Origin of the sequence: Exiguobacterium sp. s130 (genome assembly GCF_018619055.1) — a bacterium.
Lineage (GTDB): Bacteria > Bacillota > Bacilli > Exiguobacteriales > Exiguobacteriaceae > Exiguobacterium_A.
In genome coordinates this window covers 124,493-149,305 of the sequence record NZ_JACSNI010000005.1, presented here as the reverse complement: position 1 = coordinate 149,305, position 24,813 = coordinate 124,493, and the positions used below count along the sequence as shown (strand labels likewise).

Sequence of the window (24,813 nt, the reverse complement as noted above, 5' to 3'; positions counted from 1 at the left end):
ACGATTCCTCCTCGATAGTCGTTTAAATCGACAACAATTCACGAAACTCGTTCGGTGTGACACCGAATTGTTTTTTGAACACTTTCCGAAAATACTTATCGTCCTGATATCCGACTTCAAGCGCAATTTCATAAATACGCGCTTCCGTCTCGCTCAACAATTCCTTCGCCCGATTCAAACGAATTGTTTGAATGTAATCAGATAAGTTAACAGAAAAACGCTGTTTGAAGCGCCGTGATATATACTCTCGGCTCAAGTAAAACCGTTCGCTCATGAATTGTAGTGTCAATTCTTCCGCATAATGCGTTTCGATGTATTTTGCGATTTGATCAATCGCTTCCCCTGATTCCACTACCGGATGGATACATTCCATCGCGCGGGACAAGGCATCATTGAGTACATCTGGATCAACTGGCTTCAATAAATAATCAAAGGATTGATGCAAAATGGCACGCCGCATATACGTATAATCATCATACCCTGTCAGCACGATCGTGACGACCTTTGGATGATGATTTTTTGTCCATTCCAGTAACGTTAATCCGTCCAGTCCAGGCATTTCGACGTCGGTCAGCATTAAATCGATCGTTCCGGTATCCAGTAAACGTTTTGCCTCTTCCCCATGTTCCGCCTCGTATAGGTTTGAAACACGCCATCTGTCCCATTCTCCGAGCAGTTTGACCGCTTCTCGTACATGTCGTTCATCATCTACGATCAATACGTTCATGCCAAATCCCCCTTTTCATATGGAATCCGAATCACGATTTTAAATCCTCCCTCCGTCACTGGAGAAGAGAGGGTCATACTTGCTTCCCCCCCGTAAAATATCAAGAGACGTTCGTAGATATTGTGGAGACCGATCCCGCTCGTCTCGAGATCCTCTGGACTACGATGCATACGCATTTTTCGATCAATTTCTTCAAGTCGTCCTGTTTCAAGGACGGCACCGCTATTCTCGATTTGAATGATGAGACGTCCACCATCCGTCCGTACTTTGTAGGCAAGATAGTTTTCTGTCGCCGCTAATTGTTGACGGAAGCCGTGTTTGAAATAGTTTTCAGCAAACGGTTGTAAGATCATCTTTGGTACTTCAATGTCATTGAGGTGCCAAGGAACGTCGACGATATAACGGAATCGCTCAGGAAAACGTTGCTGTTGCAGACGGATGTATGCTTGAAGATGATCGACTTCTTGTTTTAACGTTACGATCGTTTGTTCATTGTTCATCGAGTAACGCATCATTTGCGATAATCCGGTGATGGAGCGGTACGCGATCTTCCGGTCCCCTTGTAACGTCGTCGTTCCGATCGATTGCAAGGCGTTGAATAAAAAGTGAGGATTGAGTTGAGATTGTAAGGCTCGAAGCTCATTCGTCCGATTTTCGAGCGCCAATCGATATTCCCGTTTAATCAAACGATCGATCCGTTGAATCATGCGTTGGAACTGACGATTGAGTAATCCAATCTCGTCATTCGTCGTGGCAACGAACGGTGCCGATAAATCACCCTGTTCGACTCGCCAGACGTTTGCCGTCAACTGTTTAATCGGTTTCGTGATTTGCATGGCAACCAGACTCGCGGCAATAATCATGACGATAAGAGAAGCGAGACCAATCAGTACGAGAATCAATGCCGTCTCGTTTGCCCCTTGGATGACGGATGCATAAGGAATCCGTTTGATCAGTGTCAACGGGATTCCGTTCGTCATCGTTTTCGAGTAGACGATGAACGATTTTCCGACACGTAGACTTCCACTCTGTCCAGTGAATTGGTCGGTAGGTAGGTCCATCTTTGCTCCAGTCTGTGCCAGAACACGTTGATCGGTCATCAGCCACAGCGACTCATCCGGATCATTCTCGAACAATTTTAATTGCTGTTCAAATACCCGAACCGGAATATCGACTGAGAGGAACCCAAGCGGCTCATCCGTCTCGACACGATCAATCCGATAACGAAAACTGACGACTTGTTTCTCATCGAGAATCATCGTATGCACATTGTACGGTTCGATCGGGTGAGCTCCGTCAATCAACCAACTGTTTTTTTGTTTCATTAATCGAAAATAATCCGTTTCTTGCATCCAATCAAATGTTCCCCGACTCGTCGTTTTCATATTGTAAACCGAATACTCCGAATAGCCATTCAAGATGACGAAATGTAACTGCTCAATATCCTGTCGGGATAAAAATAGACCTAACATCGCCCGCGAGACGACTCCATCGGATTCGTCTAGTTCCTGATCCGCTCCGACACGCATGATGTTCATCAACGAGCGATTCGCATATAAACTCGTTGATAGACGTCGAATATCCTCTATATAATGAGTCACCTGTGTATTTCCCCGAGTCAACACGTTCAGGCTAGAATGTTCTGCCTGTTCGATGTTCTGGTGTCGTACATAAAGATAGGAAATCGAAGTCGCGAGGGCTGTCGGAATTAAGATCGCTAAGACAACGAGACGAATCAAACGTGTCCGGATACTTTTCATAAAAGGCGCCCCCATCCTTTTTCTTGTAATCAATCGTATCATAACCTTGAATTCGCTTACATCATTTCCTGATATTCTCTTTCAGGATTGCAATAATAAATTATTTTTTCTTTCGACTTGATTACGAATGAATTTTACTATAATATCATCAATGTTCGTCTTTTAATCAATTTGTTATGAAGGTGGTTCTTTTATCCATGTTTAAACTTGCCGCACACCAAACAACCGTAAAACGTGAAATCCAAGCCGGATTTGTAACGTTTATTACGATGGCATACATTTTGCTCGTCAATCCGACGATTTTAGCAGATGCCGGTATCCCTCAAGCCCAAGCTTTTTCTGCGACGATCATCGCTACATTGATCGGTACACTTTTAATGGGGTTCTATGCGAATCTACCGATCGCAGTCGCACCCGGAATGGGACTCAACGCGTACTTCACATATACACTTGTCGTCGGTGAAAAAATTCCATATCAAACAGCACTTTCAGTCGTGTTCGTCGCTGGTGTCATCTTCTTATTGTTGTCACTCTCGCCGATCCGTACGAAACTGATCGAAATCATTCCGATGACCTTAAAGCTTGCCATCACGGGTGGAATCGGTCTCTTCATCGCTTCACTTGGTCTCAAGATGTCAGGAATTCTCATTGGTAGTGAAGATACACTGGTCACGATTGGTGCCTTGACGTCACCAGAAGCGCTGATCACACTCATCGGATTATTAGTTGCTGCGATCTTGACGATCAAACGGGTACCAGGAGCTATCCTTTACGCCATGATCCTTTCTGGTGTGATCGCATTTTTGACAGGTGAATTAAAGTTCTCAGATTCCTTCGTCGCGTTACCAACGTTACCGGAAGGATTGATCATCACTAATCCGTTCAACGCCATTCAGGACGTATTTCAGTACGGGCTATTCAGCGGCGTCCTCTCCTTCGTGCTCGTAACGATGTTTGACACGACAGGTACGATGGTCGCTGTCGGTGAACAAGCTGGATTGATTGAAGAAGATGGATCATTGAAAAATAGTGAACGCGCACTATTATCTGATTCGACTGCGATGGTTGCCGGTTCCTTGTTCGGAACAAGTCCAACAACTGCTTATGTAGAATCTGCAGCAGGTGTTGCTGCGGGTGGTCGGACTGGACTTACGTCCGTGACGGTCGGGATACTCTTCGCATTATCTGCCATCTTTGGACCGTTCGTTCAATCGATTTCAAGTGTTCCCGCGATTACCGCACCCGCGTTGATTCTAGTCGGTGCCTTTATGATTCAAAACATCAAACAGATTCCATGGGATGATTTCAGTGAAGCTTTCACAGCTTTCCTTGTCATCTTGATCATGCCGTTATCCGGTAGCATCGCAACCGGTATCGCATTCGGCTTCATCGTTTATCCGATCATGAAAGCCATCCAAAAAGAGCGCGTCCATCCACTCATCTATGTATTTGCGCTTCTCTTCTTCATCCAATTATTTTTCCTATAATAAAAAACATGCCTGTTCCGTCAGTTGATCGGAACAAGCATGTTTTTTTGAATCACTTCTTATTTCTTCATTTTGTCCCATGTTTTCGTGAAATCTTGTAGCATCTCGTCAGCTGTTTTTTGCTTACCGACGTATGCCTGCATGATCGCACCAAACTCGTTTACTGCACCATCCGGATACTTGAACCAGTTCCATGAGATCGTTTTATCAGCTTTCGAGTACGCTTGGATATCATCCGCAAGCGGTCCTAAATCTTTTGCTTCGATTGATTTGAAGGCCGGAATAAACTTGAATTTGTTGACCATGTAGTCTTTTCCTGTATCAGATGTCGCCATCCACTCGAGGAATTTTTTCGCTTCTGCTTTATTCTTCGAGTTTTTATTGACGACCCAGTTATTTGGTACGCCAACAGGGAGACGATCCATTTTTTCTTTATCGTCATTGATTGGCATCGGGATGAAGCCCATATTGATATCCGGATTCACATCTGTGATCAATTGCTGTGCCCAGTTCCCTTGTTGAATCATCGCTGTCTTACCTTCAGCGAACTGAGAAACTTGTGTGTTGTAATCCGTCGTTAACGGATTTTTATTCCCGTACTTAATCGTCAAATCAAACAGATTCATGAATTCCTTGAACTGTTTGTTATCTTCGAATTTAGCTTTTCCAGCATTCAAGTCTGCGATGAACTGATCTGGATCATCCTGCTGTGCGACCGGAATGTTCATTAGGTGGTTTCCAAGAATCCACCACTCTCCATATCCGATCGAAAACGGCGTCACACCATCTGCTTTCAACTTTTTAGATGCATCCGTTAATTCCGTTAATGTTTTTGGAAGCTCTGTGATGCCTGCTTTTTTGAAGATATCTTTGTTGTAGATGAAGCCGTATCCTTCAAGGTTCATCGGCATGCCGTATAACTTTCCATCAATCGTCATCGGCTCTTTTGATAGGTCCGTTAGATCACCGACCCATTTTTCGTCTGACAAATCTTCTAATTTATCCTGCCATGTTTTTGCTTCCGTAAAGCCACCGTTGTTAAAGACATCCGGTTCATTCCCAGAGGCAAACTGCGACTTCAAGGCAGCACCATAATCCGATCCACCACCAACTGTTTGTACGACGACTTTCGTCCCCGTCTCCTTCTCATACGCTTTTGCCATTTTTTCCATGTCTTTTGCGATTTCAGCCTTGAATTGGAATACGTTGAGCGTCTTACCATCTTTTGAACCACTATCTTTCGAGTCATCGCTATTCAATGTACCGCCACCACATGCTGCCAAAGCGACGACCATCGCCGTTGTGACGACGGGTAATGCTGCCCATCTTCTTTTACGCATTCGGATTCCCTCCCTGATTTCGTTTCATTTACGTGCTACACCTTCACAATAAATGAAAACGCTTGCAATGAAGAGAGAGAAAGTTGTCCGGTGTGGTGGAAAATATTGAACAATCGTTATCCGAATCTTTTCATCGGGATTGTTGTATCATGAAACTAGAAGATTCTTTATTGAATAGGAGCTTGATGCCATGTCCTTACAATTCACGATTTTATTGATTGGTATACTATTGTTCGCCGCTGTGTGGACGACGAAGTTATCAAGTCGTCTGAATATTCCTGCTCTATTGATTTTTATCGCTCTTGGTATGATTGCCGGAAGTGATATTACGGGTTTCATTCGTTTTGACGATGCGGAACTTGCCCAGCTTCTTGGAACTGTCGCTCTGATCATCATTCTGTTTGAAGGTGGTCTGCAAACAGCGTGGAAAGAAGTGCGACACGAGCTCGCACCTTCGCTTTCTCTTGCAACGTTCGGAGTCTTCATTGCTACTTCCATCGTTGCAGTTGCCTCCCATTACATTCTTGGCTTCAGTTGGGCGAATGCCTTTTTACTTGGCGCAATCGTAGGATCGACGGATGCTGCTGCCATCTTTTCTGTCTTAAGTGGACAACCGATCCGACGTAAGGTAGGGTCAACACTCGAAGTTGAATCTGGAACGAATGACCCCATGGCTGTCTTTTTGACCGTCTTATTCCTTGAATTCGTGACGAATCCTGAAGAAGCATCACTCTTGATGGGACTCGGTTCACTCGTTTGGGAAATGTCGATGGGGCTTTTAATCGGTCTATTCATTGGATGGACAGCTTCAACCTTGATCAATCGGATTGACTTATCTTCCTCGAGCTTTTATCCGATTTTACTCATGTCGTTTGCTTTCTTGTCTTTCGGGTTAGCTGATACATTTCATGCTAGTGGATTTCTCGCCGTTTATGTGACAGCAATCTATATCAGTAATCATGAACTCGTCTACCGTCAGACGCTCGTCCGCTTTACGATGAGTATGGCACACCTAGCTCAAATCGGAATGTTCATTGTTCTCGGGTTGCTCGTCTTCCCGAAACAATTGCTCGATATCCGGGTTATCCTGTCTTCCGTTGCCCTTGCGTTGATTTTGATTTTCATTGCTCGACCGCTGTCCGTTTGGATTAGCTTATTGCCGTTTCGTTATTCGTGGCAAGAGAAGGTCTTTATTTCTTTTGCTGGTCTAAAAGGAGCGGTACCGATCATTCTTGCGACATACCCACTCGTTGCCGACATCGAGAATGCATCGATGATTTTCAATATCGTGTTCTTTACAGTTCTACTATCGACACTGATTCAAGGGAGCATGTTGACATTCCTTTCCGAACGGTTACGTCTCAACGAGACACAGACTTCTGCTATCCATACGGTCATTGAGTTCATGTCGATCGGTAAACCGAACGCAGAAATCATTGAATTGACGTTACCGATGTCCCATCCGTTCATCGGAACGACGATATCAGAAATCGATCTACCGCAAGAGTTTTTGATTACCGCCATCATTCGCGATGATCATATCATTACTCCCCGTGGCGACACTGCTCTTGAAGGCAATGATCAACTGTTACTGCTGACGCCTAAACATCGTATTAAGTCGCTGAAGCGATTCTTGTTTCCTCCTGCTTGAATCCCGGGCTTACTCAAAAAAAGAAGGACTCGTCTTTTCACGCCCTTTCCTGTAGGTGTCGCGTGTGACGAGTCTTTTTTTACGAGATAAGGGTGGCAGATCATCATTCTGCCACCCTTATCTTTGTAGAGACTGACTTTTTGTCGACCCCTTCATTTATTCTGTTGCTTCGTTTTTACGTCTTGCATCTGTCCGTGTTGTTTCGCTTTAGAGCGACGATACAGGATGTACCCGCCGAGGATTACGACGATTCCGCCTAAAATCCACCATAACTCCTGCTCTAGCCCTTTAAGCATTGACTCCGCTCGCTTTACTCCGAATCGCTCCCCGACCCAGATGTAAAAGAAAGAGACCGGAAATAATCCAATACTTGAAGCGAGTAGATAGCGCTTGAATGAAAGACCAAACAGACCACAGGGAATCGAGACGACTGAACGAACGACAGGGAAGAATCGTCCAAATAACGCGGACCATGTTCCATACTTTCCGACGATTCGCTCACCCTGCTCAATTTCTTTTTCTTTGATCAGTAACCATTTTCCGTATCGTACAAGGATTGGACGACCTGCGTAACGCCCTAAGAGATAAAAGACTGTCGCCCCCATCAAACTCCCTAGAAAGCCGACGAGAACAGCAATTGTCCAACTGACCGTTCCGTTCGATACATATAAACCGAGTAGCGGTAATCCGACTTCTGCTGGAATCAATTCTGTTCCAAGACCAATGATCATGATTCCTAAAAACAGCCAGAGATTGGATTCTCCGGCCAAAAATAACCATTCCAACATACGAGTAACCCTCCGTTCATCCTCTCGCTGGACGGAGGAGATAATAAATGATGACGACTAGAGTTGTCCAGACACCTGTGAAAATTCCAATGACCCCGACAATGAAAAAGCCGAGTGCAACGATTGAGCCTGTCCGTTTATAATCCCGCCACATTGTCCGTAAACCTTTAATGTTGAACCAAAGAAACGCAATGAACAAAATGGGGATGAGTATTCCGACGATTAATAGAGAAGACATGCTTTCACCTCTTTCTTATTTATTGTTATCCCCATTCTATCAAGAATTGACACGCTTTTCCTCCGCCTGAGGTCTTATGACCTTTAAAAAAAGGGGCTGACTCAAAAGTCAGTCTCTACAAAGATAAGGGTGGCAGAATGATGATCTGCCACCCTTATCTTTTAACAAAAAGAATGACGCGTCACACGCCACTCCTACAGGAAAAAGCGCATTATGCGCTGTCAGAGACAAACAAGCCCCGATTTCCTGCTTGAATGAAGCAGGAAATCGGGGCTTGTGTCTCGCCTGAGGAAAGGGCTTGAAAAGACGCGTCATTCTTTTTTTGAGTCAGCCCCTTCGTTACTTAAAATATCATTCCTTTGACGCTTTCTTACTATATATATGTTAGAGCAAGTGAATACCTTCAGCTTGAAGACTTTTACGAGTCTCTTCCGACCAGACAGAAGCTTGGACTTCGCCGATATGACGTTTCTTCAATAAGAACATCGCCATACGTGATTGACCAATCCCTCCACCCATCGTTAACGGCAGACGCTCTTCGAGCACACCTTGATGGAACGGGAAAGCCAATTTATCCTCTTCTTGAGCGATGGACGTCTGTTTTAATAGCGCTTCACGGTCAACACGAATTCCCATTGAAGACAATTCAAATGCTCCGATTTCTGGGTGATGTACTAAGATGTCACCGTTGAGTGTCCAATCGTCGTAATCTGCCGCTCGACCATCATGCTTCTCTCCCGAAGCAAGCGCGCCACCAATCTGCATCAAGAAAACAGCACCGTATGCCTTCGTGACCTCTGTTTCACGTTCTTTTGTTGAAAGCGTTGGATAGGCATCCTCTAGTTCTTGTGTTGTCATGAAATGAATCGTTTCCGGTAAGATCGCTGAAATGCCATACTCTGCTTCCACTTCTTGCTCGACTTGGCGAATCGTTGCATAAATCGCTTGTACCGTTTCTTTTAGATAGGCACTCGTCCGTTGTTCTTTCGTAATGACCCGTTCCCAATCCCACTGGTCGACGTGGATGGAATGTGTCGCATCAAGTATCTCATCACGACGAATCGCATGCATCAATGTGTATAATCCTTCTCCAGCTTCGAATCCGTATGTGTGAAGCGCTTGACGTTTCCATTTCGCAAGGGATTGGACGATTTCAAGATCTGTCGTGTGATCTAGTGCATCAAAGCGGATGATGCGCTCTACGCCGTTAAGATGGTCGTTGACGCCGAGTGTGCTCTCTACGAACAATGGTGCTTCAACACGTGTTAATCCGAGTGTCGTCGAAAAGCGTTCCTCAAAGCGTTTCTTTACGAGTGTGATTGCTTCCTGTGTGTGTTTCATCGATACGAGTGTTGTCATGGTGGTGTTCCTCCTCAATTGTGTTTTGAAAAAGAAGCCATAAAAAAGAGCCCTTCTTTCCCAAGAATATGGGACGAAAGACTCGGTTCCGCGGTACCACCCATGTTAGCAACGATGTTGCTCACTCAAAAGACGAATCACTTCATCTTCGGCCATATGATAACGGACAGGCAACTCCGGCTACGCCTACTGACATTCGGGTTCGGGTAGCGACTCCGGGAGGTTCTTCGCATCTTGCTTCCGACTGGGCTCTCACCATCCCCAGCTCGCTATACGGTCGTACAAGGTGTTACTCTTCCCTTCAACGTCGTTGTTACAATTGAATTGAGAACATCGTACAACAGGTCGCAAGTATTTGAAAAGCCTTTTTTTCAAAAAAATAAAAGTTATCAGATTAATCTGATGCATGAAACATAAAAAAAGCGTTCTCCTAGAATCGAGAACGCGCTTACAAAAATTATTTGATTGATCCACTTGTAATCCCTTGAATGATCTGTTTTTGCAGGGCGAAGAAGAATAGCAACAACGGAATGATCCCAAGCACGAGCCCGGCAAGAGCCAAGTCCCATTGTTTTGTATACTGTCCGAAGAAGTAAAACGTCGCGAGAGGAATCGTCCGTAAATCGACATCTCGTAACATGAGCGATGGTAATAAGAAATCGTTCCAAATCCACAGCGTGTTCAAGATGATGATCGTCACTGTAATCGGCTTGAGCAATGGGAAGACGATGCGCCAGAACACACCCCATTGTGAACAACCATCAATGATTGCTGCCTCCTCGATTTCTTCAGGAATCGACTTCATGAAACCATGATACAGGAAGATCGATAGTCCAGAACCAAAACCAAGGTACATCAAAATCAGTCCCCAATAACTATTCTGTAATCCAAGATCCCCAGACAGTTTCGATAAAGGAATCATGATTGATTGGAATGGAATGATCATCGCAGCAACGAACAAGAAGAAGATGATCGTCGACAAACGTGTTTTCGTACGGACAAGCTTCCAGGCTGCCATCGAACAAAAGATGATGATGACCGCATTAGCACCGACTGTAATGATGACGGAGTTTAAAAAGACTTTTCCGAAGTTCATGGCTTCCCATGCTTCTGAATAGTTGGAAGTCATCCATTCCTTTGGTAGACCCGATGTGTTCGTAAAGATATCTCCCTGCGTCTTGAATGAATTCGAGACGACGTAATAAAACGGAATCATATACAGAAGCCCCATCAATAAGGCTGCTAGTTCGACTGTTCCAAGACGGAGTGAATAACGACCTCTCGCCTTTTTAGAGCGCTTTGGTTTCTCCTCTTGCGGAGTAGGTAACGGTTGTGCCGTACTCATGCTTCCACCTCCCGTTTTTTCGTCAGATAGACTTGAGTGACTGTAATCGCCGCAACAACAACGAAGAAGATGATTGCTTTCGCTGAACCGAGTCCAAGATTATTATTCGTAAACGATTCCTTGTAAATGTTTAAAGCAAGCATTTCGGTCGATTTGAAGGGTCCACCATTCGTTAGTGACAAGTTCGTATCGAATAACTTGAAGGACCACGAAATCGTTAAGAACAGACAAATCGTGACGGACGGCATAATCAGTGGCAACGTAATGTTCCGTAACGTCGATAGACGATTGGCACCATCGATTTTTGCTGCTTCAATCAGCTCTTGAGGAACGTTTTGTAGAGCCGCGATATAGATGACCATGATGTAACCGCCACCTTGCCAAATTGAAACGATGACGATACCCCAGAACCCTGTTCGGGCATCTCCTAACCATGGAAGTTCAAATATGCTCCACCCTGTCAATTCACCGATTGATGCAAAGCCTTTGACATAGATGAACTGCCAGACGAATCCGAGAATCAATCCACCGATTAAGTTCGGCATAAAGAATATTGTCCGTAAGAAATTACGTGTGCGAATATTTTGTGTCAATAAGAACGCCAAGATGAAACCGACGACATTCGTTAAGACGACGGCGACGACCGTATATTTCGTCGTCAACCAAAATGACTGCTGAAACTGCTCGTCACTCGTAAAGAGACGGACATAGTTATCAAAGCCGATCCAATTTAATTTTCCTGTTACACCATTCCAGTCCGTGAACGAATACATGACGCCATTGAAAAACGGTACAAGCACGATCACTGCGAATACAAGAAAGACCGGTCCGACGAAGAGCCAAAAATCAAGACCGCGTTTCCACTTCTTTTGTCCAGATGTCATTGTTTCATCCCTCCTCCACTCTACAGTACGTCTTTCACTTACACTTGAACACGTCACCATTTGACCCATTGGGTGGAAAATATTGAACGTTTTCTTTTGGCGCGTTCGCACTAGATAGGCTACTATTAAAAAAAGAGAGATCCAATCAAAGAGGGAGTCGATACCATGGAAAAGACCATTTGTTCTGACTTAGAAATCGCACAACAAACTGTCTTACGCCCGATTCGAGAAATCGCGGATCGGATTGGTTTGCAAGAAGAAGATTTTGATACGTACGGAAAGTATAAAGCGAAGTTGACAGACGGACTGCTGAACCGGTTGGCAACGAAATCTGACGGCAAACTGATTCTTGTCACTGCTATCAATCCAACGGCTGCCGGTGAAGGAAAATCAACCGTCACTGTCGGACTCGGACAAGCACTACACCGAGCAAACCATAAGACGATGATTTGTTTACGGGAACCCTCACTTGGTCCGACGATGGGATTAAAAGGTGGTGCGTGTGGTGGTGGCTATAGCCAAGTCCTGCCGATGGAGGAGATCAATCTCCATTTCACAGGTGATATGCATGCGATCACATCTGCTCATAATACAATCAGTGCCTTGCTCGACAATCACCTGCATCAAGGCAACATTCTTGGCATTGATCCACGCCGTATCGTCTGGAAACGTGTGCTTGATTTAAACGACCGTGCCTTGCGCCAAGTTACGATTGGTCTCGGCGGTCCTGCACATGGCGTTCCGCGTCAAGATGGCTTCGATATCACGGTCGCTTCCGAAATCATGGCTGTCCTCTGTCTATCAGACTCTATCACGGATCTCGAACGACGCCTGAGCCGCATTGTCGTTGCGTATACGTACGATCAACAGCCGGTTACGGTCAAGGATATTCAAGCATCAGGAGCTGCAACGTTGCTTCTAAAAGATGCGTTCCGCCCAAACCTCGTTCAGACCGTCGAAGGAACACCGGCATTGATTCATGGCGGACCGTTCGCGAACATCGCACACGGCTGCAACTCTTTGATTGCTACACAAACCGCGTTGAAGTTAAGTGACTACGTTGTCACAGAAGCAGGATTCGGCGCTGACTTAGGAGCTGAGAAATTCTTCAATATCAAATCTCGGATTGGCGAACTCCATCCGGATGCCGTCGTCATCGTCGCTACGGTTCGTGCCTTGAAGATGCACGGTGGTGTAGACAGAACACAACTCAGCGAAGAAAACCTCGCTGCCTTAACGGATGGTCTTGCTTTACTTGAAAAACACGTTGAGACGATGAACTTGTTCGGTGTCCCTGCCGTCGTTGCCTTGAACCGTTTCTTCACCGATACGGAAGCCGAGCGGAACATGATTTTGACATGGTGCCAGGAACGAAATATTCGTGTGGCGGAAAGCGAAGTCTTCAGTAAAGGCGGTGCCGGCGGTGAAGCACTCGTCGCGGAAGTCATGCAAGCACTTGAGGAACCAAGCCAGTTCCGTCCACTGTACCCTGACGAGTTGCCGCTTCGTCAAAAGATCGAACGTATCGCAAAACGTGTCTATGGCGCAGCCGACGTTCAATTTGAAGACAAAGCCCTCCGCGAACTCGAACGGTGTACGGAGATGGGATTGAATCATTTACCGATTTGTATGGCAAAAACGCCATTTTCTTTAACCGATGACCCCGCTCGGTATGGTCGTGTCGAAGACTTCACGATTACAGTTCGTGAAATCCGACCATCGATTGGTGCAGGATTCATCGTTGCATTGACTGGGAATGTATTAACGATGCCGGGATTACCCGCGGTTCCTGCTGCCTTCCATATGGGCGTTTCGGAAGACGGACAGGTATTCGGACTTTCTTAATGAGAGGATGAGTTACATGACGATTGATCATTCACACTGGATAGCCTCTGACGGCTATACTACGACATTGCATAGCCTCGAAGCACATGATTCGAAAGGAGTCGTGATCGTCTTTCACGGGATGATGGAGCATGGCGCACGGTATGAGGAATTCGCAGAATTCCTCTATGCTCATCATTACCACACGATCATCGCAGATTTGCGCTGTTTCGGAACTCAAGCTGCACAGCGCGGGACACTCGGTCATCTTGAACCTAATCAAGGTTTTAATCAATTGATGCAGGACGCAGAAGAACTCGTCTCTGACATCAAAGAACGTTACCCGACGTTACCAGTATTCATTTTCGGTCACAGTTTTGGTTCGTTGATCGCTCGCCGGATTGGTCAAACACTCGGTCACACGGTAGCAGGAATCATCGCGAGCGGCCCTCCGACGAGCACAGGTTTACTCGGTAACATCAGCGAAAAGCTCGTCGAACGCCAAATCAATCAGCTTTCTTCTACACATCTTGCTGAACGTTTCGGACAACTGGTCTTCGGACGCTATAATCTACGTTTCTTCCCGGCACTATCGAAAAATGCCTGGCTCTCTTCGGATCCACAATCCGTCATGCGCTATGATGAAGATCCGTTATCTGGTCAAACGGTCACACTCGGGTTCTTCCATGAACTCTTGCACGCAACGAAACTCATCAACGCACTTGCCTCCATCTATCAGCACCCGCGACATTTACCGCTCTTGTTGATCGCGGGTGGCGATGATCCGGTCGCATTTGACGGCAAAGGTATCCATCATCTGTTCGATATGTATAACCGTGTCCGTGTCGATGCCGTACAGCTGACGATTTATAAAGGGTTACGCCACGAGCTCTTCCATGAGTTCGAACGTATCCGCGTTTTCGCAGATATCGCGAGCTGGTTGAATAAACAAGTCAACCCTGCAGCTACACGCTCATCTTCTCGTTCTTCTTAAGTCATATCGATCGATACAAAAAGGCAGCAGATCCTTGGATCTGCTGCCTTTTGAACAATCTATTGTGTACTTCATTGAATCCAAGTTAGTGAAGAAATCATCGCTTCGATTTCCTCGATTTCAAGCGTCTCGCGTTCTGCGGAGTATGTCAATAGGACTAGCCGTTCCCCGTCTGAATACGCATAGATGCGTAAGAAGATATCTTCTTCTTTCCCGTCTACTGCTAGCAATGCTTCTTTTGTTGAATTACGGCGGACTTCAAGTGCTCCCGTCAGTTCGATGCCGAACTCTTCTACCAACAAATTGATTTCTTGTTCTGCCGCTTCATACGGTGTCAGTTCTTCTGAATCGGACTCATAAATGGATAATTGTAGCGTGCCCATTGCATTTTCGTCTGTTGAATAAAAACTGACGTATGTTTCTTCTTCTTGATATTCAAATACCTTTGGATATTCTAGCGTGATCCAATGATCGACTGTGTACTGTTTCATTTGAATTCCTCCATTCTTTGTATCTCTTCAAAGCGAATACCCGTCACAGCCATACGCTCGAATTGTCGAGCGAGTTGAGCAGAGACGAACATGCGATGTGTTCGCTCATCTCGCATAAGATGATGCGGACATATCGAATCGCTGATTCGTCGCTCTGTCAAAAAATAGACGCGCCGTCTCGGAATCGGACGGAATACATCCGTCGTATGTAAATGTTCGATCCGACTGACAGATAAGAGATTGAGAAGATAGTACGGAACCACTCCGTCCTTCGTCTCAAGATGTACCTTGAGACATTGTACAGAAAAGGGCGCATATGCTGTAATGACTCGCTGCACACGTTCCGAGACGAGCGGCAGATCGAATGTGTTTGGAAGGACATCCGGTAACAAATCCGCATCTTGATTGATGGAAAAAGCAAGTACACCTACGTTATGGAACCACTCTCCTATCAATAAGCGATGACGATCGAATTGGTGATGACAAATTGCTTCCCATCCTTTTCCCATCGGCTGTTCGCTCCAAACTCTTACTTCATTCACCAGACACTCTCTCCTCTACCCAACTTTACCCATATTACAAATCAAGATTACCAGTGCAAACGATTAACTAGTATTATTGTACACTGAATCTCAAAAGAAATTGCCTTTTTTCATAAAAGTTATGGAAATGCTCTCTTTGCTATGCTACTATATTTCATGTAGCCAATACGCGGGTGTAGTTTAATGGTAAAACCTCAGCCTTCCAAGCTGATGACGAGAGTTCGATTCTCTTCACCCGCTCCAATTATGACATAACATAGGTCTAGGACCATTTCCCTCTAGAGGGCAGGCGACTCGCGGCGTGCGAGTCGTCTTTTTTATTGGTTCTGCTGATGATTCCAACGAATTTATGGGTATACAACGATATAGATAGAGATTTGTAAAGGAGGATTCGTATGATTCAGATGAAAATGCCTGGCGTGACGATTTATCAAAGTACACTTATGAAAACGACCTCAACATTGATCGAGACGCCTGATTGTCTGATTGTCGTCGATCCTGGCTGGCTTCCTGATGAGATTGCAACGATTCGTCGAGACGTTGAAATCGTGCGTCGTGAACGACCATTATATGTCGTCTATACGCATGCTCATTTTGATCATATTTTAGGTGCTTACGCCTTTACGGATGCCATCGTTATCGCTTCTAAACCGTTCATCGATGTCGATCGACAAGAAGCGCTCAAAGCCGTTCAAGACTTTAACGATGAATTTTACATCGACTCCCCCGTGCTATTTCCAGATGTGACGCATGTGATCCATGAGTCTGAAACGATTTTGACGATTGGACAGACGAAGCTGATCTTCTTTATGACGCCCGGTCATGAAGCGACTCACCTTTCCTTCATCGTCATGCCACTTCACTTGTTAGTCTGCGGTGATTATGCTTCCGATGTTGAAATCCCTTTGATTGAACACGATTCCTCTGAATATTTGACGACACTCGAACTACTCGAGTCGTTCATTTATGAATATGAAGTCAAACTCTTGATTCCCGGACACGGTCACATTTGCGATGTCCGAACAGAGATGATTGAACGACTTCATCAGAGCTATGATTATATCCTCGCGCTCCGTGCCGGAAAAGAATCTGACTGGGCACCATCCTGGCAAACGACTCCGTTCATGAAACGTCTGCACGAAAAAAATAAGCGTCAAGTCAAAAAGGAACAAGAAGCACGTTTAGCACGGCGACATTACGATTGATTTCTACACTGCAAAAAGATGCGGTTCCCTATCGACAGGGGACCGCATCTTTTTTGATTATCCAAGTAGTGTCACGAGTAATGCTTTTTGCGCGTGCAGACGATTCTCGGCCTGATCGAAGATGACAGATTGCTTGCCATCGATGACGTCTGCCGTGACTTCCTCCCCACGGTGTGCCGGCAGGCAGTGCAAGAAAATGGCTTCATCATCCGCTTGATTCATGATATCGGCATTGACTTGATATCCTTCAAATGCTTGCAGACGCATCGTCGCTTTTTCCTCTTGCCCCATGCTTGCGAAGACATCCGTATACACGACATCCGCACCACTCGCTGCTTCCTTAGGGTCCGTCATGACGATGATGTTTCCACCGGTTTCTTTCGCGATGACTTGTGCCTCATGAACGACTTGTGGATCAGGAGCATAGGCTGCTGGCGCACAAATCCGGACTTCCATTCCACTGAGCGCTCCACCAATCATCAGCGAATGCGCCATGTTATTTCCGTCCCCGATATATGTCAAAATCTTCCCAGACCGGGTTCCAAATGTCTCTTCGATCGTCAACAAGTCAGCAAGGACTTGGCACGGGTGGTGTAGATCCGTCAATCCATTGATGATTGGAATCGTGCCGTGTGCCGCCAGCGTGTCGACGATCTCATGACCGAACGTCCGAATCATCAGGGCGTCGACGTAACGGCTCATGACTTGAATCGTATCAGAAAGCGGCTCCCCCCGACCGATTTGCATATCTGCTCCACTCAGTACGACTGGATGTCCGCCGAGTTCGACGACACCCACTTCAAATGATAGACGAGTTCGCGTCGATGCCTTTTCAAACAATAAGGCAACTTTTCTATGGCTTAATACGTTTTGGTAAACGCTTGGTTGATGCTTGATGTCTTTCGCGAGTGCCAATAGCTCCGTCAATGCTTCCGGCGTCAGTTCCGCCATCGTCAAGAAATGTTGCAGTTGTTGCATCGTCTTCATTGTACTTCCTCCTTGATCGGCTCTGTCCATTTATGAAGTGGCTTCACAGCATAAGGGGACTTTTCTACCGCTTGTAGATGATACTGTGCTAGTTCAGGTTCTGTCAGAACTTGTACTCCGGCAGCAAGCGCTGCTTCGCGACTCGTTTTTTCTTCTGTCACGTGTGAATAGAAAATCGCACATTGTGCCCAGTCGATCGTTTCATCTAACGCTACACCTGTTCCGAATGCCTCGGTATCTGCTCCAGCAACGATGATGTCTCTTGCGGTCAAATGTCGTTTCGTCGTTTCGTCGAAAATGAAACGCTCCAGTGCCAGTCCGTCTGTCGTCCATTGCAATGTTTCACCTGTCGAACGCATGACAGGGCCTGTTTTCGGATCGACTCCTTGTAGTTTCAGCGTTGAAAAAACAGGGGTCTTGACGGCATGGAAATTAAGTTTCGTCTGTTCTGTTGGTAGTGCGACCGCTTGACCGACAGCAGCTTGGACTGCCCACTGCAAGATTGGTTGACCCGTTACTTTGGCGACGATCGGTAACGTGCGGGAGGCACGCGGATTGATTTCTAGCACGTAGACCTGATCGTCATGCAAGACGAATTGGATATTGTACGCTCCTTTATAATCCATCCGTTGCCCGATCATCTGTGCAATTCGTTCTACTTCGCTCTGAACGGTAGCGCTGAGCGATACAGGTGGTAGAATCATCGTCGAATCTCCAGAGTGAACTCCTGCCCGTTCCAATTGCTCCATCAAAATCGGAACGTACGTCGTTGTTCCGTCCGTAATGCAATCGACTTCGATTTCCTTTCCTTGGAGGTAGGCATCCACGAGGACAGGGAATGCTAATTCGGAAACGATCGTCTCTAATTGCTCTTGATCGTGGATAATATGCATCCCCTTACCTCCGATGACATAGGAAGGACGAATCATGACCGGGTAACCAATCGTTGTTGCGACTTCTATCATTTGTTCGTGTGTCGCCACTTCTTGTCCTGGAATACGATCGACACCGATGTCGTCTAAAAATTGATAGAACCGCTCACGGTCTTCCATTTGATCGATGACAGCTGCCGTCGTTCCAAGAAGATGATAACCGGCGTTCTCCAAACCAGACGCAAGCGAAATCCCCGTTTGTCCTCCGAACTGGACTAATACATCTTGGCAATCCTCTGCTTCTAGGACATGCATGACGTCTTCGAGTGTCAGCGGCTCGACATATAGGCGATCTGCGACTTCGAAGTCGGTCGAGACGGTCTCCGGATTATTGTTGATCATGATCGTTTCATAACCGGATGCTTGTAGTGCACGTACCGCGTGAACGGAACAATAATCAAATTCGATTCCTTGACCGATCCGAATGGGTCCCGCACCGATGACAGCGACTTTCTTTTTCGTCGATGCAGTGACTTCCGTTTGACCACTCCAGTTTCCGTAGAAGTAAGGAGTTGCACTCTTGAACTCTCCTGCACATGTATCAATCATATGATAGACAGGAAGGATGCCTTTCTCTTTACGTAAATGCTCGACGTCTACAGCACCGACACCCGTCAGAAAGGCAATTTGTTCGTCCGTGAAGCCCATCATTTTTGTCTGTTTTAAAGAACTTTCATTCGATAAATCAATTTTTTGTTGCTGATCGACGAGGCGCTGGAGTACTTTGACGAATAAAGCTTGTACTTTCGTCTGTTCGACGAGTTCTTCGACGGTCGTTTCCTGACGATCTAGTAGTGCTAACATCGCGAGCAGACGACGGTCCGTCGGCACTTTTATTTCTTTCCACAATACGCCAGCCTCCGCTGTTTTCATCCATGTCGGATAAAGAGGCGATTGCTCGACTCCTGCACCACGCCACGCCTTTTGTAACGCTTCTTCCAGCGTCTTCCCCATCGCCATACTTTCACCGGTCGCCTTCATTTGTGTACCAAGTGTCCGGTTACTGTCAGTAAATAGATCGAACGGGAAACAAGGCACTTTTGCCGTGATATAATCCATCGTCGGTTCGAAGCTCGCCATCGTCTCCTTCGTGACAGGATTGATACAGTCGTCGAGTCGCTCACCGAGTGCAAGACGCGTCGCTAATTTCGCAATCGGGTACCCCGTCGCTTTGGAAGCAAGTGCTGAAGAGCGACTGACACGCGGATTGACTTCAATGACGAAGTAGCGTTCTTCCGTCGGGTGGATCGCAAACTGGATATTGCATCCACCGATGACACCGAGGTGCGACACGATTTTACGCGCTTCCGTCCGCAATTGCTGATTCATTCGATCCGAAATCGATTGAATCGGTGCAAAGACGACAGAGTCTCCGGTATGGACACCGACGGGATCAATGTTTTCCATGTTACAGACGATGATCGTCGTATCTGCACTGTCACGCATGACTTCATATTCGACTTCTTTATAACCAGCAATACTCACTTCAACCAAACACTGTGAAATCGGACTTGCTTGTAAGCCGTTTTGCGCTAGCAGACGTGCTTCGTCCTTTGTCAGCGCAATTCCACCGCCCGTTCCCCCGAGCGTAAAGGCTGGTCGGATGACGAGTGGGACACCATGTACTGCCATGAATTCTTCAAGCTCTGCTAACGATTCGATCGTTTGACTTTCCGGGAGCGGTTGCGCGAGCTCGATCATCTTTTGCTTGAATCGTTCGCGATCTTCTCCGTCTCGGATCGTCTCAAGCGATGTCCCTAGGAGTTCGACACCGTATTGCTCAAGTACTCCTGCTTCTTCGAGTGACATTGCAAGATTGAGTGCCGTTTGTCCGCCGACCGTCGCTAGGAGATGGGACGGTCGATCTTGTTTGATGATAGCTGTTGCTTTTTCAAGAGTCATCGCCTCAATGTAGACATGATCTGCCGTGCTCGGATCCGTCATGATAGTAGCCGGATTCGAATTCATTAAGATGACCTCGCATCCCGCTTCTCGAAGCGCCTGACAGGCTTGTGTGCCGGAATAATCAAATTCTGCTGCTTGTCCGATGACGATCGGACCCGAACCGATGACGAGTACTTTCTGTTTATCCCACATATGCTACCTCCTGATGTAATACGGTATTTACGAATTGATCGAAGACGACCATCGCCTCTGTCGGTCCTGGACTCGCTTCTGGGTGAAACTGGACTGTCATGATCGGTAGAGCCGGATGAATCAATCCTTCAACGGATCCATCATTGATGTGTTCATACGCAAGTTCCATCTCAGACACTTCGATGCTTTTAACATCAACGGCATAACCATGATTCTGAGACGTCATGAATACTTGTCCGGATGCTAGATGACGTACAGGATGATTCGCTCCTCGGTGTCCATGATGTTGTTTTAATAAGGTACAACCGAACGCATGAGCGAGAACTTGGTGTCCCATACAAATACCAAGTGTCGGATAGCTCGTCGCCAGTTCACGGATTTCTGAAAGGAATGGATCTAGTTGCGTCGGATCACCAGGTCCATTGGAAAACAGCAGACCGTCTGGTGCCAGTGCTTGAATCCGTTCCGGTGTCGTATCGTATGGCACGACCGTCACACGCATATGGCGTTCAAGCAAAGCATCGATCATCGATTGTTTCACACCGTAATCGATACAGACGACATGACCCTCTTCGACTTCCGGAACGTATTCAACGTTTGAAGTCGTCGACACAGAAGCGATGTATGCTGTATCGATTGACGCAGTGACTGCCATATCCTCTTGCATCATGTCTCCGAATTGGTCGCCCTCCGTTCGTAATAGATGTACAAGGGAACGCGTATCGACTCCCGACAAAACCGGAACATTCGCTTCGCCTAGCCAGCTTGCGAGTGATGTTCCTTGCCCATCCTCAGCCAAAGTTTGAACGATGACACCAGCGACTTGAATCTGGTTGCTTTCTGACGCCTCCGCTTGAATACCGTATTGACCGATCAACGGATATGTGAAGACAAGAATTTGCCCCTGATAAGATGGATCCGTTAAGACTTCCTGATATCCTGTCATCCCAGTAAAAAAGACGACTTCTCCTTTGACTGGAACTGTTCCTTGCCACGAACCGGTAAACGTCGTTCCGTTCGCAAGCGTTAGTTTTCCGGATTGTTTCATACGATGACCTCCTGTCGACAAACGAGTTGTATTTTTTCGATGGCTTGCGTGAGTTCTTGTTCCGTCACGAATAACGATGGCAACAAGCGAATGACATGAGGACCAGCCGAAACGACAAGAAGACCATTCTCACGTAAGCCGTCAATCAGCGGTGCGACAGGCATCGTACATTCAATACCAATCATCAAGCCACGACCACGAATAGAACTCACGATCGACTTGGGTAATTTTTTTTCTAATTGTTGACGTAAATATTCACCTTTTTCTTGAATGTCTGCCATGACAGTGTCACTTAACAAGAGGTCAAGTGTTGCTTCTGCAGCTGTCATCGCGAGTGGATTTCCACCAAATGTCGAACCATGCGATCCGGGCGTGAATACTTCTGCTGCCTCTTCCGTTGCGAGTAGTGCACCAACCGCGAGTCCACTTCCAAGTCCTTTCGCAAGGGTGATGATATCCGGTACGAGTGGTGTCTGCTCAAATGCAAAACGTGAACCCGTCCGACCAATTCCGGTTTGCACTTCATCGACGATGATTTTGACATCGTATTGCTGCGCCTTCTTCACCAACGCTTCTAGCCACGCATCGTCAGCGACGACGACCCCACCCTCTCCTTGAATGATTTCAAGCCATACAGCAGCAGTTTGATCCGTAATTGCTGATAGGCTTTCCATCTCGTTAAACGGTAGATGTTTGAATCCATTCACCATCTCCCCGTATCCCGCTTTGATTTTTTCCTGTCCTGTTGCGCCCATCATCGCAAATGTCCGACCATGGAAAGATTGTTTAAACGTGACAACTTCTGTTTTCCCTGTCCATTTTCGAACGAGTTTGTACGCCGCCTCGTTTGCTTCAGCACCACTGTTACAAAAGAAAGCATGACTGAGATGACTGTCTTCCGTCAGTCGCTCGGCGACCCGCTCTTGTGCCGCGATTTGAAACAGATTCGACGTATGCCAAATTCGGTTCAACTGTTCCTCTAGCCGTTGCTGAACATAAGGATGACGGTGCCCTGTGTTGCATACAGCGATTCCCATGATGAAATCAAGATACGTCTTTCCTGTCGCATCTTCTACGATCGATCCTTGTCCTTTGACCAATTCCACATCAGTACGTTGATAAGTGGGTAGTAGTGCACTCATGTAATTCCTCCTTGATTCGTGTCCCTGCAGCTAACGCATTTTTTCCCGATCGAATGACGACCTCTGAAATACCATGCTGAGTGGCCTGCATCATCGCTTCGACCTTCGGAATCATTCCCCCGTAAATTTCTCCCGACGCGATCGCAGCTTCGATAGCTGCAGACGTGATTTCTGATTGATAGTCACCGTTTACTTTTACACCTTCGACATCCGTCAACAATTCAAATCGGTCGACGGACCAAGCCTTCGCGACAGCAATGGCACACGCATCCCCGTTACTGTTCAACACACCTTGTTCCCCTGTGACAAGGGATGTGACGACCGGCACATAACCATTCGTACTCAACACTGTGAACAATCGTGGATGAATGTGCGTAATTTGACCAACTGCCCCGAGTCCTTTGACTTTTTTACCATGGACGCTCGCACCGTCTAACCCGCTCATCCCGACCGCTGGAATTCCTGCCTGATTCAATTGCTGGACGATCCCGGATTGGACTTCCCCTGCTAAGATCCGTCGCGCCCCGAGTAACACACCATCCGTCGTCACACGGACACCGTCTCGAAACACGGGTTTGATTCCCTCTTGTTCACAGTAACTCGATAGAAGTGGACCACCCCCATGCACGATCAATAGTTCGTTACCGGTTTCGACCCACGCTTTCCATTCCTCGAAATACCGCGCATCCAATTGCTCCCATACACTACCACCCAGTTTGATAACTTTTCGTTTCGTCATGTCCGGTAACTCGCATTGATTTTGACGTAATCGTACGTCAGGTCACAACCATAGGCGTGTCCTTGTCCTACTCCATCATTCAAATTGATATGAATTCGGACGTCTTGTTGCGCAAGGTCCTGCGATGCGATAGTTTCATCAAATAAAATAGGCATGCTCTGTTGTAACACCCACTGCGAACCAATTTTAATATCAACGTTTGATACATCAAGCGGCTCCTTGATACTTCCGACAGCAGCGATGATTCGTCCCCAGTTCGCATCTTCCCCAAAGATTGCTGTTTTGACGAGAGACGATCCGACGACTTGTTTAGCGACCATTCGCGCTACTTCATCGGTTTGTGTCCCCTTTACCGTCACTTCGATTAACTTCGTCGCACCTTCCCCGTCCCGCGCAATTTGTTTCGCTAAATCTTGACAAACCGTTTCGATGGCCTGTTCGAATGCGAATGCTTCGTCCGTACCTTCAACGATCGGCGCTCCCCCTGCAGCTCCACTCGCTAAAATCATGACCATGTCATTTGTCGAACTGTCTCCATCTACGGTAATGCAGTTAAACGTCCGATGAATCGTCCGGCGCAATAGTGTCTGTAAGACATCCGGTTCAATCGTTGCATCGGTCGTCAAGAACCCAAGCATCGTCGCCATGTTCGGATGAATCATCCCTGACCCTTTCGCTACACCACATACTGAAATTTGGACATCCCCTTGCATGTATTGTTGACCAGCTGATTTCGTACCGGTATCGGTCGTCAGGATCGCATGGGCGAAATCACTCGCGGCATCCTTGTCATTTGTAGGGATCAGCTGTGGAATACCTGCCAGTAACGTATCAATCGCTAACGGTTGACCGATGATCCCAGTCGAAGCGATGACAACTTGTTCAGGAGCGATCCCGAAGTGTGTCGCTAATGCTTGTTGTGATGTATACGCATGTGATAGACCAAGTTCTCCCGTACAGGCATTCGCGTTCCCGCTGTTGACGAGGACGGCATGAATGCGTCCTTGTGACGCCTGAATCGCTTGCTTCGTCACAGTAATCGGTGCCGCTTGCACCTGATTCGTCGTATAGACAGCTGCGGCACTTGCTCCTTCCTCACACCAAATCAAACCAAGATCCTTTCGCTTTCGCTTTAGCCCCACGTGTACCCCTGATGCTTGAAATCCCTTCGGTGTCGTGATCGTCAATGGGGTCTCTACTTGTACTTGCCACACAGGCGTTCCTCCTCTTTCG

General features: G+C 46.7%; 21 protein-coding genes, 1 tRNA gene and 1 other annotated feature. Of the genes, 6 read left to right on the top strand and 16 right to left on the bottom strand.

Translation table 11 applies throughout. The features are described from left to right. Window positions 1-22: 22 nt before the first annotated feature. Window positions 23-727, bottom strand: coding sequence for a response regulator transcription factor (locus HZS85_RS13285; protein WP_035412600.1), 705 nt, complete (start codon window positions 725-727; stop codon window positions 23-25). Then, window positions 724-2,487 (bottom strand): sensor histidine kinase, encoded by a 1,764-nt coding sequence (locus HZS85_RS13280; protein WP_214856464.1) that lies wholly within the window; start codon window positions 2,485-2,487, stop codon window positions 724-726. Before HZS85_RS13280 ends, HZS85_RS13285 begins: the two co-directional genes overlap by 4 nt. Window positions 2,488-2,684: 197 nt before the next feature. Here HZS85_RS13280 and HZS85_RS13275 point away from each other — a divergent pair, with 197 nt between their 5' ends. Next, entirely contained in the window at window positions 2,685-3,974 is a 1,290-nt protein-coding gene (locus tag HZS85_RS13275; protein ID WP_035412593.1) for an NCS2 family permease, read from the top strand. A 59-nt stretch (window positions 3,975-4,033) separates the two neighbouring features. On the opposite strand, the gene HZS85_RS13270 is transcribed toward HZS85_RS13275, so the two are convergent. After that, window positions 4,034-5,314: an ABC transporter substrate-binding protein gene (locus HZS85_RS13270; RefSeq protein ID WP_056063563.1), complete on the bottom strand. Its 1,281-nt coding sequence runs from the start codon at window positions 5,312-5,314 to the stop codon at window positions 4,034-4,036. A 190-nt stretch (window positions 5,315-5,504) separates the two neighbouring features. Here HZS85_RS13270 and HZS85_RS13265 point away from each other — a divergent pair, with 190 nt between their 5' ends. Further along, complete coding sequence (locus HZS85_RS13265) at window positions 5,505-6,965, top strand: potassium/proton antiporter (protein WP_035412588.1); 1,461 nt, start codon at window positions 5,505-5,507, stop codon at window positions 6,963-6,965. A 152-nt stretch (window positions 6,966-7,117) separates the two neighbouring features. On the opposite strand, the gene HZS85_RS13260 is transcribed toward HZS85_RS13265, so the two are convergent. The 5 genes from HZS85_RS13260 to HZS85_RS13240 form a co-directional block, all read right to left on the bottom strand. Beyond that, window positions 7,118-7,753, bottom strand: a complete 636-nt coding sequence (locus tag HZS85_RS13260) for a DedA family protein (protein ID WP_214856463.1) — start codon at window positions 7,751-7,753, stop codon at window positions 7,118-7,120. 16 nt (window positions 7,754-7,769) lie between these two features. Then, window positions 7,770-7,991, bottom strand: coding sequence for a hypothetical protein (locus tag HZS85_RS13255; RefSeq protein ID WP_035412585.1), 222 nt, complete (start codon window positions 7,989-7,991; stop codon window positions 7,770-7,772). Window positions 7,992-8,375: 384 nt separating this feature from the next. Then, the gene (asnA, locus tag HZS85_RS13250; protein WP_035412582.1) at window positions 8,376-9,350 is read right to left on the bottom strand and encodes an aspartate--ammonia ligase; all 975 of its coding nucleotides are present in this window, start codon (window positions 9,348-9,350) and stop codon (window positions 8,376-8,378) included. Between the two features lie 66 nt (window positions 9,351-9,416). After that, window positions 9,417-9,664: a binding site (T-box leader), on the bottom strand. Window positions 9,665-9,807: 143 nt separating this feature from the next. After that, the gene (locus HZS85_RS13245; RefSeq protein ID WP_035412579.1) at window positions 9,808-10,695 is read right to left on the bottom strand and encodes a carbohydrate ABC transporter permease; all 888 of its coding nucleotides are present in this window, start codon (window positions 10,693-10,695) and stop codon (window positions 9,808-9,810) included. Further along, window positions 10,692-11,579 carry a carbohydrate ABC transporter permease gene (locus tag HZS85_RS13240; RefSeq protein ID WP_214856462.1) on the bottom strand — a complete coding sequence of 296 codons (888 nt, stop codon included), beginning with the start codon at window positions 11,577-11,579 and terminating at the stop codon, window positions 10,692-10,694. Before HZS85_RS13240 ends, HZS85_RS13245 begins: the two co-directional genes overlap by 4 nt. A 165-nt stretch (window positions 11,580-11,744) precedes the next feature. On the opposite strand from HZS85_RS13240, the gene HZS85_RS13235 reads away from it, so the two are divergent. Both HZS85_RS13235 and HZS85_RS13230 read left to right on the top strand, forming a co-directional pair. Then, window positions 11,745-13,424, top strand: coding sequence for a formate--tetrahydrofolate ligase (locus tag HZS85_RS13235; protein ID WP_214856460.1), 1,680 nt, complete (start codon window positions 11,745-11,747; stop codon window positions 13,422-13,424). A 16-nt stretch (window positions 13,425-13,440) separates the two neighbouring features. After that, complete coding sequence (locus HZS85_RS13230; RefSeq protein WP_251137986.1) at window positions 13,441-14,397, top strand: alpha/beta fold hydrolase; 957 nt, start codon at window positions 13,441-13,443, stop codon at window positions 14,395-14,397. A gap of 71 nt (window positions 14,398-14,468) precedes the next feature. On the opposite strand, the gene HZS85_RS13225 is transcribed toward HZS85_RS13230, so the two are convergent. Both HZS85_RS13225 and HZS85_RS13220 read right to left on the bottom strand, forming a co-directional pair. Further along, window positions 14,469-14,888: a hypothetical protein gene (locus HZS85_RS13225; RefSeq protein ID WP_023467229.1), complete on the bottom strand. Its 420-nt coding sequence runs from the start codon at window positions 14,886-14,888 to the stop codon at window positions 14,469-14,471. After that, entirely contained in the window at window positions 14,885-15,430 is a 546-nt protein-coding gene (locus tag HZS85_RS13220; RefSeq protein WP_290758091.1) for an imm11 family protein, read from the bottom strand. The genes HZS85_RS13225 and HZS85_RS13220 overlap by 4 nt, the downstream gene beginning before the upstream one ends. Window positions 15,431-15,599: 169 nt before the next feature. On the opposite strand from HZS85_RS13220, the gene HZS85_RS13215 reads away from it, so the two are divergent. Together HZS85_RS13215 and HZS85_RS13210 are read left to right on the top strand one after the other, a co-directional pair. Beyond that, a tRNA-Gly gene (locus HZS85_RS13215) sits at window positions 15,600-15,673 on the top strand. Window positions 15,674-15,825: 152 nt separating this feature from the next. Next, the gene (locus tag HZS85_RS13210) at window positions 15,826-16,635 is read left to right on the top strand and encodes an MBL fold metallo-hydrolase (protein ID WP_214856458.1); all 810 of its coding nucleotides are present in this window, start codon (window positions 15,826-15,828) and stop codon (window positions 16,633-16,635) included. Window positions 16,636-16,692: 57 nt separating this feature from the next. On the opposite strand, the gene argF is transcribed toward HZS85_RS13210, so the two are convergent. Genes argF through argJ form a run of 6 tightly spaced genes read right to left on the bottom strand, consistent with a single transcriptional unit; the run spans window position 16,693 to window position 24,794 of the window. Continuing rightward, window positions 16,693-17,622, bottom strand: a complete 930-nt coding sequence (gene argF, locus HZS85_RS13205) for an ornithine carbamoyltransferase (protein WP_214856457.1) — start codon at window positions 17,620-17,622, stop codon at window positions 16,693-16,695. Then, window positions 17,619-20,651, bottom strand: coding sequence for a carbamoyl-phosphate synthase (glutamine-hydrolyzing) large subunit (gene carB / locus HZS85_RS13200; protein ID WP_214856456.1), 3,033 nt, complete (start codon window positions 20,649-20,651; stop codon window positions 17,619-17,621). The genes argF and carB overlap by 4 nt, the downstream gene beginning before the upstream one ends. Next, window positions 20,641-21,699, bottom strand: coding sequence for a carbamoyl phosphate synthase small subunit (locus HZS85_RS13195; RefSeq protein WP_214856455.1), 1,059 nt, complete (start codon window positions 21,697-21,699; stop codon window positions 20,641-20,643). Before HZS85_RS13195 ends, carB begins: the two co-directional genes overlap by 11 nt. Next, window positions 21,696-22,841 (bottom strand): acetylornithine transaminase, encoded by a 1,146-nt coding sequence (locus HZS85_RS13190; protein WP_214856454.1) that lies wholly within the window; start codon window positions 22,839-22,841, stop codon window positions 21,696-21,698. The genes HZS85_RS13195 and HZS85_RS13190 overlap by 4 nt, the downstream gene beginning before the upstream one ends. Beyond that, window positions 22,807-23,580: an acetylglutamate kinase gene (gene argB, locus HZS85_RS13185; RefSeq protein WP_214856452.1), complete on the bottom strand. Its 774-nt coding sequence runs from the start codon at window positions 23,578-23,580 to the stop codon at window positions 22,807-22,809. Before argB ends, HZS85_RS13190 begins: the two co-directional genes overlap by 35 nt. Continuing rightward, the gene (gene argJ, locus HZS85_RS13180) at window positions 23,577-24,794 is read right to left on the bottom strand and encodes a bifunctional glutamate N-acetyltransferase/amino-acid acetyltransferase ArgJ (RefSeq protein WP_035412548.1); all 1,218 of its coding nucleotides are present in this window, start codon (window positions 24,792-24,794) and stop codon (window positions 23,577-23,579) included. The genes argB and argJ overlap by 4 nt, the downstream gene beginning before the upstream one ends. Window positions 24,795-24,813: the final 19 nt, after the last annotated feature.